At 62.0% G+C, this 12,417-nt stretch carries 11 protein-coding genes; 2 read left to right on the top strand and 9 right to left on the bottom strand.

Translation table 11 applies throughout. From position 1 onward, the window contains the following. Positions 1–29: 29 nt before the first annotated feature. On the bottom strand, positions 30–821 hold the full coding sequence (locus MLC59_RS10175) for an alpha/beta fold hydrolase (RefSeq protein WP_248233975.1): 792 nt from the start codon (positions 819–821) through the stop codon (positions 30–32). A gap of 125 nt (positions 822–946) precedes the next feature. Here MLC59_RS10175 and cls point away from each other — a divergent pair, with 125 nt between their 5' ends. Beyond that, the gene (gene cls, locus MLC59_RS10170; RefSeq protein ID WP_248233974.1) at positions 947–2,377 is read left to right on the top strand and encodes a cardiolipin synthase; all 1,431 of its coding nucleotides are present in this window, start codon (positions 947–949) and stop codon (positions 2,375–2,377) included. A gap of 74 nt (positions 2,378–2,451) precedes the next feature. Here cls and MLC59_RS10165 read toward each other — a convergent pair whose 3' ends face one another. Then, positions 2,452–3,033 carry an SRPBCC family protein gene (locus MLC59_RS10165; RefSeq protein WP_248233972.1) on the bottom strand — a complete coding sequence of 194 codons (582 nt, stop codon included), beginning with the start codon at positions 3,031–3,033 and terminating at the stop codon, positions 2,452–2,454. A gap of 254 nt (positions 3,034–3,287) precedes the next feature. Between MLC59_RS10165 and MLC59_RS10160 the strand changes: the two genes are divergently transcribed. Then, positions 3,288–3,656, top strand: a complete 369-nt coding sequence (locus MLC59_RS10160) for a phosphoribosylformylglycinamidine synthase subunit PurS (protein WP_248233970.1) — start codon at positions 3,288–3,290, stop codon at positions 3,654–3,656. Positions 3,657–3,668: 12 nt separating this feature from the next. Here the strand turns inward: MLC59_RS10160 and MLC59_RS10155 are convergent, their stop codons facing one another. The 7 genes from MLC59_RS10155 to lptM all read right to left on the bottom strand — a co-directional run bounded on the left by MLC59_RS10155 (position 3,669) and on the right by lptM (position 12,356). Continuing rightward, entirely contained in the window at positions 3,669–6,449 is a 2,781-nt protein-coding gene (locus MLC59_RS10155; protein ID WP_248233967.1) for an ATP-binding protein, read from the bottom strand. Beyond that, positions 6,449–8,104, bottom strand: a complete 1,656-nt coding sequence (locus MLC59_RS10150; RefSeq protein ID WP_248233965.1) for a diguanylate cyclase — start codon at positions 8,102–8,104, stop codon at positions 6,449–6,451. The genes MLC59_RS10155 and MLC59_RS10150 overlap by 1 nt, the downstream gene beginning before the upstream one ends. Before the next feature lie 91 nt (positions 8,105–8,195). Continuing rightward, positions 8,196–9,170 carry a tyrosine recombinase XerC gene (xerC, locus tag MLC59_RS10145; protein WP_248233963.1) on the bottom strand — a complete coding sequence of 325 codons (975 nt, stop codon included), beginning with the start codon at positions 9,168–9,170 and terminating at the stop codon, positions 8,196–8,198. 40 nt (positions 9,171–9,210) lie between these two features. Beyond that, entirely contained in the window at positions 9,211–9,921 is a 711-nt protein-coding gene (locus tag MLC59_RS10140; protein ID WP_248233961.1) for a DUF484 family protein, read from the bottom strand. A 79-nt stretch (positions 9,922–10,000) separates the two neighbouring features. Then, the gene (gene dapF / locus MLC59_RS10135; protein WP_248233958.1) at positions 10,001–10,936 is read right to left on the bottom strand and encodes a diaminopimelate epimerase; all 936 of its coding nucleotides are present in this window, start codon (positions 10,934–10,936) and stop codon (positions 10,001–10,003) included. Between the two features lie 7 nt (positions 10,937–10,943). Then, positions 10,944–12,197: a diaminopimelate decarboxylase gene (gene lysA / locus MLC59_RS10130; RefSeq protein ID WP_248233956.1), complete on the bottom strand. Its 1,254-nt coding sequence runs from the start codon at positions 12,195–12,197 to the stop codon at positions 10,944–10,946. Between the two features lie 12 nt (positions 12,198–12,209). Further along, complete coding sequence (gene lptM, locus MLC59_RS10125) at positions 12,210–12,356, bottom strand: LPS translocon maturation chaperone LptM (RefSeq protein ID WP_248233954.1); 147 nt, start codon at positions 12,354–12,356, stop codon at positions 12,210–12,212. Positions 12,357–12,417 lie beyond the last annotated feature (61 nt).

Genomic DNA, 12,417 nt, shown 5'->3' with positions numbered 1-12,417 from the left:
TGTGCCTGGTGCGCGAACGGCAGCCCGGCTCAGCCTTCCAGGAATTCGCGGCAGAGGCGGGCAAACTCATCGGGCTTCTCCGCGTGAAGCCAATGGTCGGTACCCTGGATTTCCTCGATGCTTGCCTGCGGAAACAGGGTATCAATGCGGTCCCGGTGCTTGCGCTGGATGTAGGCGGAATCGGCACCCTTGATAAAGAGTACCGGTCCGTCAAACGGACCGTCTCCGTCCGGTGCGTCGGCCAGGTTCTGGTAACAGGCCTCGATCACCGGCAGGTTCAGGCGCCAGCGGAACACGTTCGGGTTATCGGCTTTCTCTTCTTCCGGTACACGCACCAGGTTTTTCAGCAGGAACATGCGGACTTCCTGCACTTCCACGTATTGCTGCAGTGCTTCATCTGCCTCGCCGCGGGTTGAAACCGCTGACAGGTCAAGGCTTTTCATACCTTCGAGGATGGCATCGTGGCGAGGGTGGTAGGTTACCGGGGCGATATCCGCAACAATCACCTTCTCCACCCGGTCCAGATAGCTCAGGGCCACCTGCATGGCGGTCTTACCGCCCATGGAGTGCCCCAGGAAACTGGCCCGTTCCAGGCCCTGTTCATCCATATAGGCAATCACATCCTCAGCCATTGCAGGATAGTCCATGCTATCGGTATGGGTGGAGCGACCATGGTTGCGTAGGTCCAGGCCGTGGATTTCCCAGTTATCCTGCAGCCGCTGGTTCACGCCCCCGAGGTTCTCAAGGGAACCGAACAGCCCGTGCAGCAATAGCAGGGGCTTGCCTTCACCCGTAATCCGACGATGTAACCTGACGCTCATGAATACCTCGCTGTTCCTGTTTTTTGTTTAACCGGACCCCCGGCGGGAAACCATGATACTGCCGCCATACTTTGAAGTGCCCGGGTTTGCTATTGTTGCAGGGTCTGTTTGCAAGAGTACAGCACATGCCGGATTTTTCGCTGCTGGCCATCGCCATCACCGGGCTCTACCTGACTGCCCTGTTCTGCGTGTATCGCGTGTTGCTCAGCTACCGCACTGCACAGGGAGCTATCGCCTGGATCATCAGTCTGATCGGCCTGCCGTGGATTGCGGTGCCGCTGTTCCTGTTGCTTGGCCGTAACCGTTTCTCCGGCTACGTGCGGGCCAGGCGGCTCAATGACCGCACCCTCGAGCCACTTCTGGCCCAGTACGAGCGACAGGCCGAGCGCCTGCCCTGCACCAACGACGACAGCACCGTGGACGAACTGAATGTCCTGGCCACCCTGGGACGGCAGCCGTTTACGGGAGGAAATGCCTGCACATTACTGCGCAACGGCGACGCCACGTTCGAGGCCCTGTTCGAGGCCATGGAAAATGCCACGGACTATATCCTGCTGGAGTTCTACATTGTCCGTTCAGACCGGGTCGGCAACCGTATCCTGCATATCCTCAAGCGCAAGCTGGCACAGGGCGTAAGGGTCTACTTCCTCTACGACGATATCGGCAGCATCTGGCTCCCGGGCCGCTACCTGAAAGCACTGAAGCGGGCAGGCGGCCGGGTGGCATCCTTCGGCGATGGCAATGTGCGCCGGCGGCGCCTGCAGATCAATTTTCGCAATCACCGCAAGATCCTGGTCTGCGATGGCAGCGTTGGCTTTGTCGGTGGAATCAACCTCGGTGACGAGTACCTGGGGACCGACATGGACGCCGAACCCTGGCGGGACACTCACTGTCGCATAGAAGGTCCCGCTGCCCTGGGGCTGCAACTGGCGTGGCTGGAGGACTGGCACTGGGCGGCCGGGGACAGTCCGGAACTGAACTGGCAACCCTCCACGCCCGACAGGGGCGACCAGCAGGTGCTGATCCTGCCAAGCAGCCCGGCAGATCGCTGGGAAACCTGCACCCTGTTTTTCCTCAACTGTATCAACAATGCCCGTGAACGGCTGTGGATCGCCTCACCCTACTTCGTACCGGATGTGCAGGTGATGAATGCGCTGCAGCTGGCGGCCATGCGGGGGGTGGACGTACGAATCCTGATCCCGGAAAAGCCCGACCATGTGCTGATCGGCCTGGCGGCCTATTCCTACCTGGTGAATGCCAATGAGTGCGGCATCCGGATCTGCCAGTACCATGCCGGCTTCATGCACCAGAAGGCCGTGCTGGTGGATGACCGCTATGCGGCGGTGGGTACTGCCAACCTGGACAACCGTTCCATGCGGCTGAATTTCGAAATCACGGCACTGTCTACGGCGCCGGACTTTGTACAGGACGTGCAAACCATGCTGGAAGCGGACCTGGCCACCAGCCGGACCCTGGAGCGGGCAGACTATGAGGACCGCTCACTGCTGTTCCGCCTGGCCTGTCGCTCTGTCCGGCTAATGGCGCCGCTGCTGTAACCCCGGAAATCGGCGCGGCAGCCTGGAGCAGACGCCTGGCAGCATGGTCCGATGAACCGCCCGGGGCCCACGGCTTATTGCTTCCCGGATTCCGGCTCGTCCGCCAGTGACAGATGACTCACGTCAGGTACCACCGGCGGCGGCACCTCTCGCTCTACCCCCAGATCGGTGCCAGCCGGTGCGATGGTCCATTCATCCAGGTGTTCGAACACCGGGTGCGGCACGTCCCTTTCCACCGCCAGGCGGGTACCGACCGGATCCAGGCCAAGGCTGGACCCGGCCAGTACTTCATCGGCTTTCTCTCCGGCGACCCGTAAGCGGTCACCGGGTTCGATCTGAGGTCCAGAACCCCCGCGGGGCGATGCCTTTACAGCAGCCTGTTCCGGGGTCGCGGAGGCTGCGGGCACGTTTGACCGGGCCCGGGGTTCCGGTGTTTCCATCGGCTCCACATAGGCCACCATGCCATGGCGGGCAAGTACTGAGCGGTACTTCTCCGCCTGGTCCTGCTCCAGCCGGTTCCTGATAACCACCGGGCGACCGCTGAACATCCGGTCGACCTGCTCCACGGACGCCTTGAACAGGGTGCGCGCGTTATTCCGAGCTGTTTGTACGTCGGTGCCGGGCTGGCATTCACCCCGGAAAATCAGTTGAAACATGGTTGTTCCTTTCAATTTCCGTAACGACCTGTAGTCTAGCGCCCGTCGCCTAAAAGCGCATGTCCCGGAAACGACACCAGCTGCCAGGATCCAGTCACGGCATGCTCACCCCAAGCCGCGATACCTTCGAAAATCCGGGAGAAATTTGTAAAAACTTGAAAAATGCACGCAAAGTCATCAGCACCGCCGGGCCGCTTCTGCAATAATTGCGTAACAGAGTGTAACGAAACGTATCCCGAGAGGAGATCCCCCGGATGGTCCGCCATTCATTTCCCGTCATCCTGGTCGCGATGTTATGCGGCATTATTGCAGGACCTGCCAGTGCCGAGAATATCGACCTGCTGATGACCCGGTTGTTTCCTCACAATGAGCTCACCTACATTGGCTTCGACAGCGTGGAGCGGGAGGATATTCCGGTGACCTCCGGTATCGACCGGAAATACCTGATCGTGGACTTCCGCAGCAAGGGTGATGACAGTCGCGAGCAGCAGATCGCCCAGGTGCACCGGATCTGCAGGACCCTGCTGACCAATACAGACCTGGTCCGTGACCTGTCCCGACAGGGTTATGACATGGTGTCTGTGGCCTTCGACCGCCACTACCAGTATGACTGCCTGCCCTGACCCGCTCCTTGGCTACCGATTCGAAGTGGGCTCACTGCCAAGCAGGTCCGGGAAGGCTTCCAGCGCATGGTTGATGGCATCCAGGTTGAAGGCATCGACATCAGCCATCAGCTTCTCGGCGTAACGGGTCACGGCCCGGGACCGGTAACGCTGGCCCCAGCTCAACACCTGCGCTGCGAAGTATCGCATCTGCTCCGGGTCACCACTCTCCCTGACGGTGTGCCAGTCATCACCGAAATCTTCCCTGAGCTGCTCCTTCAGCCAGCTTCGCTCCTGCATGTCCAGTGTTTCGGTCATGGGCGTCTGACTCAGTTCGGGCTGTTCCTCCGGCTCGTCCTCCATGGGCACCACCGCGACACCCGGCAGCAACACGGTAAAGGTGGAGCCATGGCCCTCTCGGCTTTTCACCATCAGCTCACCGCCCATCATCCTGGCCAGCTTGCGGCTGATGGCCAGGCCCAGGCCGGTACCGCCGTACTTGCGGCTACTCTGTCCTTCCTGTTGTTCGAAGGCATCAAAGATCCGTTCCTGCTGGTCCTCGGCGATACCAATGCCGGTGTCAGACACCGCGATACTCAGGTTGCACAACTCCTGCTCACCCTCCTGCCGGAGTTCGGCCACCGAGGCACGGACCGTTACCCCTCCCTCGTGGGTGAACTTGATGGCATTGCCCACCAGGTTGAACAACACCTGTCGCAGCCGGGTTTCATCCAGCACCATGCCCGCAGGCATGTCCGACTCGACGCTGACTTCCAGGCTGACACTATGCTCACGGGCCCGCAGGTCAAAGATATGGCGCACATCCTGTAACATCCGTCGCAGACTGACCGGGCCGAACTCCAGTCGCATTTTGCCCGCTTCGATACGGGACAGGTCCAGGATATCGTTGATCAGCATCAGCAGGCTTCGACTGCTGGCGCGAATGGCATCCAGGTAGTGTTTCTGCTGGGGGTCGCTCACGGTCTTGCTGAGCAGGTCGCTGTATCCGATGACCGCATTCATCGGGGTGCGTATTTCGTGGGACATGTTCGCCAGGAATTCGCTCTTGGCCCGGTTCGCGCCCTCCGCCTCACGGGCAAGGCGCTCTGCTTCCAGCTTGGCCGCCCGCAATTCATCCTCGCTGCGACGCAGTGCGTGTTCGGATCGAATGCGTTCGTCCACTTCGCGGGACAGTTTGCGGTTCCAGTACAGGAAGATCAGAACCACCACCACGGCGATCAGCACCACCCGCTTGATGGCGGTGTAATCCTCGTCCTGCGCCAGGTCGAGGTAGACCCAGCGGTTGTAGATTTCGTCCTTCTCCGCGGTATTGATATTGCCCAGTCCCTTGTTGAGAATGCGCACCAGCTCCCCGCGATTACGGTTCACCGCCATTCGGAATTCGTATTCATAGGGCGTGATACTGGTAATACGCAGATTGGAAAGCCCCAGCTCGGCCACCGTGTAACTGACGCCCGGAATATGGGTCACCATGACTTCAAGGTCACCGTTGGATAGGGCCAGCAGGCCGTCCTGCACGGTGTTCACCGGGTATATGTTCAGCTCCGGGTGGTTGATCAGCAGGTAATCGTGGGCCGCATGCTGACTGACAACACCGACACGCTCCTCACGGAGCTCCCGCAGGTCCCCGATAAAGCGGCCATCTTCCCGGATAACCACCACGATGGGCAGGGTCAGGTAGGTACGGGTAAAGAGAAAGTCCTCTTCCCGGCGCGGGGTCCGGGGCAGGGCCGGCAAGAGATCGATCTCGCCGTTGCGTAGCATACGCTCTGCCTCGGTCCAGTCAGATACCGTGCGCCTTTCCAGCCGTGTTCCGAGGTTTTCTCCCATCCGCTGCACCAGGTCAGGAACCAGGCCGCGGTCACTACCGTTTTCCGTGAACTCAAAGGGGGGCCAGTTCTCCCGGTAGGCGACCCGTAAGGGACCATTCTGGCGCAACCACTCCTGTTCGATGACACTCAGGGTCAGGCCATCGGAAGTCTCCGTCTCCACGACAGCTTCCGGCAACCAGGAGGAACGAATGCGCCGGTGGTCGGTGTGGGTAATCGATGCTATGGCCTCGTTGAGTATTGGCAGCAATACCTCTCTTTCCTGCCGGACCTCCAGCACCAGGTCCACCGGATCCTGGTCCAGCAACGCGACCAGGGCAACGCCATTGATAAGTGCTGACTGCAAGTAATCCACCACCACCGGTACCGGACCGATAAAGGCATCGGCCCGGCCTGAGAGCACCATGGAAACCGCCTCACTGACAGAGGTGACCGGCACCGGGGTAAAGCTGTTGACCGAGTCCAGGAGCGCAAACTGGTTGGTATCCTTTCCCACCAGTGCCACCCGACGCCGCTCCAGGTCACCCAGTTTGCGGATTCCGGCATCGCCCGGATCGGAAAAAATGCCATAGGTCAGCTCCATGAGCGGCTGACTTCGCAACCACCCTTCCGGTACTGGTGCGTTCGGGCGCCGGGCGCTGACACGAATGGCGGGATCTGACTCAGACCACGCCGGGATATCCCCATCTGCGGACAGGGGCACCACGTCCAGGCCAACCCGCAGCCTGGCAGCGATCAACGTCAGATAGTCCACATAGGTGCCCGCAAGCCGGTCTTCAGCCGTGGTGAACGCCAGGGGTGGCTGTCCGCTTCGGACACCGACTTCCAGGGCTTCGATCTCTTCGAGCAGGGCCAGTTGCTCGGCACCCAGCACCGGCCAGTTGACCGGCTGCTCAGGCTCTGCCGACACTGACTGAGAAACCATCAGGGCTAACAGGATCTGAAACAAGAACCACAGTCTCATCAGGGTGTCAGCTCCCTGGCGCTGGCTACCCGGTTACGTCCGCCGGACTTGGCCCGGTAGAGTGCCTTGTCGGCCTCGTCAAAGACGTGGTCAGGGGGGCTACCCTCCCGGAACGAAGATACGCCGGCCGAAAATGTGACGGCTACCGGTTCCTGCTGAAAGTGAAAGGGCATCGACGCGACATGCTCCCGCAGGTTATCAATCAACCGTACCGCCTGATCCAGTGAGGTTTCCGGCAACAGCACCACAAACTCTTCGCCGCCGTAGCGCGCCACAAAGTCTGTAGACCTCAGTCGTTCCTGCAGTGCTTTTGCTACCAGCTGGATAACGCGGTCGCCGGCCTTGTGGCCAAACGAGTCGTTAACCTGTTTGAAATGATCGATATCCAGCATTGCCAGCGCCACCGGATGGCCATATCGCTGCCATCGACCATACTCGAACCGGACGCGCTCATCCCACGACTCCCGGTTCGGCAACTGGGTCAGGGTATCCGTCAGCGCCCTCAACCGCTCCTGCTCAAGCTGTTCACGGACCTGCTCACAGTGGGTTTCCATGGCCACCAGCTTCTCCCGCATGGCTTCCACCTGGTCCGCCAGCTGCCCATCCCGTTCTTGCTCCCTCGCCCGGTAGGCACGAACGGTACCGGCAATGTGTTCGATGTGACCTGATACCGAGCGTCGCAATTCATCCAGGTCAGAGTGGTGGCTCAGTGACTGCCCCAGGTCACGGAGCTCATCCTGGACGGCTTGCTCCATCGCCTGTGCGGCTGACTGGCGTCCCGCGATTGCGTCGGTCTGGTCTGCGACGTGTACATGGAGGGATGACAGCCGCTCGTCCAGGCGCTGAAGGAAGCCCTGGAATTCCCGCTGGCTGTGGCTGACCACGGCAATGATAAGATCCGCAGTTTCATCCAGGCTCTGACGCAACAGCGCCCAGTCATGCTGATCCGACAGCCTCGCCCGGAGCAGGGATGCCCGGCGATGCGTGTCCGGTGGTAGCTCTACCTGCTGCATCACCCGGCCCATCAGTTCGCCGACCCGACGGGCGATCCTCAGGCGCTGGGAGGACTCATCTTCCACCAGCGGTGCCTGGTCCTCTCCGTGCAGGTCCAGTCCTTCCCCGACCGATGAATCGACTCCACTGGGTTCCTGCCCTGAACCCACTCCGCCGCGCTGAAACAGACGCCCCAGCAAACCCTGACGCTGCTCCCCGGTGCTGGCAGTTTCGCTCAGCGCCTGCTCGGCAACCGCGGCAAACGACTCCAGCCAGGGCAGCAACTCGTCACGGGACACCCCCCGGGAGCCGAGTTTCCGGGACAGGCGCTTCAACTCGTCGGTACTAGCCCGGAAGTACTCGCTGCGACCGGCAATGTCCACAAGCTGGCCCAGTATACGGGCCGTTTGGCGCCGGTCCTGCCCATTCAGGTCATCCAGCCGCTCCAGCTCACTGTCGAGCCGCTCCTGAATCGTCCGCAGATGATCCGGAAAACGCTCCTGCCCGCGGAGGTACTGGCGCAATTCGATAAGCAGTTCGTCGAGCTGGCGGTCCTGCCCCTGGGCAGCCAGGCTGGTCCGCGCCAGCAAGCGCTCCACCAGGTAGCGAAGCTCAGCTTCGTTACCGGTGTCAGAGGGAGGCAGCTGGTTACGCGATGTCATGTGTGGTCCTGTCTTGCGAATACTGGTGGTTACAGTCTGTCGAAGGGATCAATGGGGTCACCCCGCGCTTTGCGGGTCAGAGCCCGGGCGCTTACCCGGTGTCCGGCTCCGTCGTTGCCGACTGGCCCCCTGGTCGCCGGCGGCGGGCGCGGGGATGGGCCCGGTCATAGACCTGGGCCAGGTGCTGAAAGTCAAGGTGAGTATAGACCTGGGTGGTGGCAATATCCGCATGGCCCAGCAGTTCCTGTACCGCACGCAGGTCACCACTGGACTCCAGCAGGTGGCTGGCAAAGGAATGACGCAGCAGGTGGGGATGCAGGTGCTGGTCCGCACCACAACGCTGCCCCCACCGGTCGAGGCGTTGCTGGACACTACGGGCACTGAGCCGGGCGCCGCGCTGGCTGACAAACAGCGCAGGCTCGCCAGTGGGCGCCAGGGCCGGACGCAGCCCCAACCAGTTGCGAACGGCTTGCTGTGCCTTGCGGCCCACGGGCAGTAACCGTTCCCGGCTGCCCTTGCCCAGCACACGGACTTCACCGGTCTTCAGGTCAAGGTCCGGCAGGTTCAGCCCGGTCAGTTCCGACAACCGCAACCCGGAGGAATAGAACAGTTCGAACATGGCCAGGTCCCGAACCTCCAGTGGGTCCTCGGGCGTGGTGTCCAGGAGCTGGCCCAGCTGGTCGGCATCCGCAGCTACCGGAAGACGACGGCCACTGCGGGGTGCCCGCACATCCAGGGCCGGGTTGCTGCGCAGGCGATGCTCGCGAATCAGGTAATCGAAAAAACGCCGGATAGCGGACAGGGCCCGGGCAATACTGCGACCGGACAGCCCTTCCCGGTTGAGGGTGGCGGTATAACGGCGCACATCCGCCACCACCAGGTCTTCCCACCGGGTCAACGGCGGTTCCTGGCCTGCCAGCCAGCAGGCCAGTCGTTTCAGGTCGCGCTGATAGGCGCTGCAGGTATGGGGCGACTGCCTGCGCTCGGCCGCCAGGTAATGGAGAAAGGCGTCCACCGGCTCTGTCAGGGTGTCCGGAAGGGGAGTCTGTGGTTCCCTGCCTGTCATTGCTCGATTCCCGGGGTTAGCCGCTTCCGACCGCACCCCTTTAGCGGGATTCGGCCACCGCGTCCAGCAGCGGCTCCACCTGGCGGTGGCGCTGGAGCATGGGGGGCAGGAGGCGACTGAGGGTATCGCTGATATAGGTCAGGAACAGCGAGCCCATACTCTGGTCAAAGTACCCGGGCTGGCAGCTGCCAATGGCAAAGACCCCGACCAGACGGTCGGTGCGCAACGGCACCAGTGCCACTGATGCCACTGGCTCATCACGACCCGGGAACAGGAAGTTGCGATCCGCCTCCCGGAACTGGCCGCATACGGCCCGGTCACCATCCAGCAGCGCCCCCAGGTTTTTCTCAGCATCCGCCTCGGACACCACATGCAGTGCCCCGGTTGTACTGCCGGCTGGCAGCTCGCCTCCTACCAGCATGACGGAGGCCGCATCGAGACCGAAATCACCGCGGATACTGTCGTCGATGGCGGCCGCCATTTCGGTAAGGTTGCGGGCTTCGATTACCTGCATCAGCAAGCGCTTGCTTTTCTCGAACAGGCGGTCGTTCTGGCGGGCAATAGACACCAGCTCTACCAGTTCGTGACGGAGGGTATCCCGTTGTTCGCGGTACAGGTGTACCTGTCGCTCCACCAGCGAAATCGCACGCCCGCTGTCATGGGGCAGGGTCAGTGAGCGCAGCAGCTCGTCCCGACCGACGAAGAAATCCGGATTGTTCCGCAGGTACTCGGCGACCTGCTCGGCGGTCATGGTTGCATCCACTGAAGGTTCCCCTGTTGTTGCGACGGCCTTCTTGCGGGCCGGTGACTGTGTATCCGCCGACCGCGCGTTATCGCTTACCGGGCGGCCGGCGCTCGTGCTGGCGCCCCGGCGGTCGACGATTGCGGCGCCGCTGGTGCGGCTCGGCAGGCAGGCGAACCTGGCCATCAAATACCCGTGCGGTCGGTCCCTCCATCATAACAGGGGCCCCTTCGCCCTGCCATTCGATGACCAGGTCTCCCCCCGGCAGTGTGATGCGTACCTGATTATCCAGCACCCCCCGCAACTGCCCGGCGACTACGGCCGCACAGGCACCTGTCCCGCAGGCAAGGGTTTCACCGGCGCCCCGCTCGAACACCCGCAGACGGGCCCGCCCCCGGTTAATAACCTGCAGGAAGCCGATGTTGGCCCGGGCAGGAAAACGCGGGTGCCGCTCCAGCACGGGCCCCAGGGTTTCCACCGGGGCGGTATCCACGTCGTCCACCAGCAGCACGCCGTGGGGGTTGCCCATGGAGACCGCAGACAGCTCGATAAGCTCGCCATCCACCTCGACGGGATAGACCACCTGACGGTCATCCGCAGCGAAGGGTATGGCCGCGGGGTTAAGTTCCGGCACGCCCATATTCACGGTTACCCAGCCTTCACGGCCCACCTTCAGTTCAATGACGCCACTGGCCGTCTGTACCCGGATAACCCGGCGATTGGTCAGTCGCTGGTCCCGCACAAAGCGGGCAAAGCAACGGGCCCCGTTGCCACACTGCTCGACCTCGGAGCCATCGGCATTGAAGATACGGTAGCGAAAATCCACGTCAGGCAGCCCTGGCGGCTCAACCACCAGCAACTGATCGAAGCCGATACCGAAATGCCGGTCCGCCAGTTGCCGGATCATCTCGGGAAGCAGTCGGAACGGCTGGCTGATAGCATCCACCACCATAAAGTCGTTACCCAGACCATGCATCTTGGTGAACGACAATAGCGGACCCTGGCTGCGTCTGGCTCCCGTCATCGCATCCTCACTCATCGGGCAGGCAATGTTCCTGGCGAAGCTGGTCGTCCAGGGTTTCCCGCTCGCGGATTACATGGACCCTGTCGCCGTCCACCATAAGCTCTGGCGGCCGGTTGCGGGTATTGTAATTGGAGCTCATCACGAACCCATAGGCACCCGCAGAACGAACTGCCAGCAGGTCACCGGCGGTCAGCGCAAGGCGACGGTCCTTGCCGAGGAAGTCGCCGGTCTCGCAGACCGGCCCTACCAGGTCCCAGTCCTGCTCGGCCACGTCAGTGCGCGGCTGTACCGGAATGATGGCCTGCCAGGCACTGTAGAGGGCAGGCCGGATCATATCGTTCATGGCGGCGTCGATAATGGCAAAGTTACGGTGCCCGGTGCACTTGAGGAACTCCACCCGGGTCAGCATGATGCCCGCATTGGCAGCAATGGAGCGGCCAGGCTCAAGAACCAGCTCCAGGGGCCGGTCGCCGATTCGCTCCAGCATGGCCCGGATATAGTCTCCGGGACACGGCGGCTGTTCCTGGTCGTAGGTCACACCCAGGCCTCCCCCCATGTCGAGGTGACGAATGGCAATGCCATCTTCCGCCAACCGGTCAACCAGCGCGAGCACCCGGTCCAGGGCGTCCAGGAACGGGTCCACGGTGGTGAGCTGGGAGCCGATATGGCAATCGACACCCTGGATGTCCAGGTGGGGCATGGCGGCTGCCCGGGCGTAGACACGGGGAGCTTCGGCAATATCAATACCGAACTTGTTTTCTTTCAGACCGGTGGAGATGTAGGGATGGGTACCGGCATCCACGTCCGGATTGACCCGCAGGGAAATCGGGGCCTTCACCCCCATCTCACCAGCCACCTCGTTGAGGCGGTCCAGCTCGGTGTCGGACTCCACGTTGAAACAACGAACCCCCACCTCAAGTGCCCGGCGCATCTCATGGGGCTGCTTGCCCACACCGGAGAAGACCACACGGGCCGGATCGCCGCCCGCCCGGAGAACCCGTTCCAGCTCACCCACGGAAACAATATCAAAGCCGGCACCCAGGCGGGCCAGCACATTCAGAACCGCCAGGTTGCTGTTGGCCTTGACCGCATAGCAGACCAGGTGTGCATGACCGGCAAGCGCTTCATCATAGGCGCGATAGTGATTTTCGAAAGCAGCACGGGAGTACACGTACGCAGGCGTACCAAAATCCCGGGCGATGTCGGCCACGGCCACCTGCTCGGCAAAGAGCTGGCCGTCACGATAGCTGAACTGATCCATGAAAGGGTCCTGTTAACGGGTTTCAGTGTCGTCGCTGGCCAGGGACTCTACCGCGGCAGGTTCTGCGGGGGGACGCTCCAGCGGGCCCTTCTGGCCACAGCCGGCGGCCAGCCCCGCAGTCAGGGCCAGTACCATCAGGCAGATTGCGGTTCTAGGCATCGGAACTTTCCTGCATCGTCCGGCGGCGGCCCCTTGAAACGGGACCCGACCACACATTGAA

This window comes from Marinobacter bryozoorum, from assembly GCF_023156245.1.
GTDB lineage: Bacteria > Pseudomonadota > Gammaproteobacteria > Pseudomonadales > Oleiphilaceae > Marinobacter > Marinobacter bryozoorum.
This window is presented reverse-complemented; position numbering and strand designations above follow the sequence as displayed.

Bases quoted from the DNA above. Each gene is read 5' to 3' on its own strand.
- dapF (WP_248233958.1), bottom strand. From the start codon at position 10,936: ATGACGGGAGCCAGACGCAGCCAGGGTCCGCTATTGTCGTTCACCAAG.
- cls (WP_248233974.1), top strand. From the start codon at position 947: ATGCCGGATTTTTCGCTGCTGGCCATCGCCATCACCGGGCTCTACCTG.
- MLC59_RS10140 (WP_248233961.1), bottom strand. From the start codon at position 9,921: ATGACCGCCGAGCAGGTCGCCGAGTACCTGCGGAACAATCCGGATTTC.
- lptM (WP_248233954.1), bottom strand. From the start codon at position 12,356: ATGCCTAGAACCGCAATCTGCCTGATGGTACTGGCCCTGACTGCGGGG.
- MLC59_RS10160 (WP_248233970.1), top strand. From the start codon at position 3,288: ATGGTCCGCCATTCATTTCCCGTCATCCTGGTCGCGATGTTATGCGGC.
- MLC59_RS10150 (WP_248233965.1), bottom strand. From the start codon at position 8,104: ATGACATCGCGTAACCAGCTGCCTCCCTCTGACACCGGTAACGAAGCT.
- MLC59_RS10155 (WP_248233967.1), bottom strand. From the start codon at position 6,449: ATGAGACTGTGGTTCTTGTTTCAGATCCTGTTAGCCCTGATGGTTTCT.
- xerC (WP_248233963.1), bottom strand. From the start codon at position 9,170: ATGACAGGCAGGGAACCACAGACTCCCCTTCCGGACACCCTGACAGAG.
- MLC59_RS10165 (WP_248233972.1), bottom strand. From the start codon at position 3,033: ATGTTTCAACTGATTTTCCGGGGTGAATGCCAGCCCGGCACCGACGTA.
- MLC59_RS10175 (WP_248233975.1), bottom strand. From the start codon at position 821: ATGAGCGTCAGGTTACATCGTCGGATTACGGGTGAAGGCAAGCCCCTG.
- lysA (WP_248233956.1), bottom strand. From the start codon at position 12,197: ATGGATCAGTTCAGCTATCGTGACGGCCAGCTCTTTGCCGAGCAGGTG.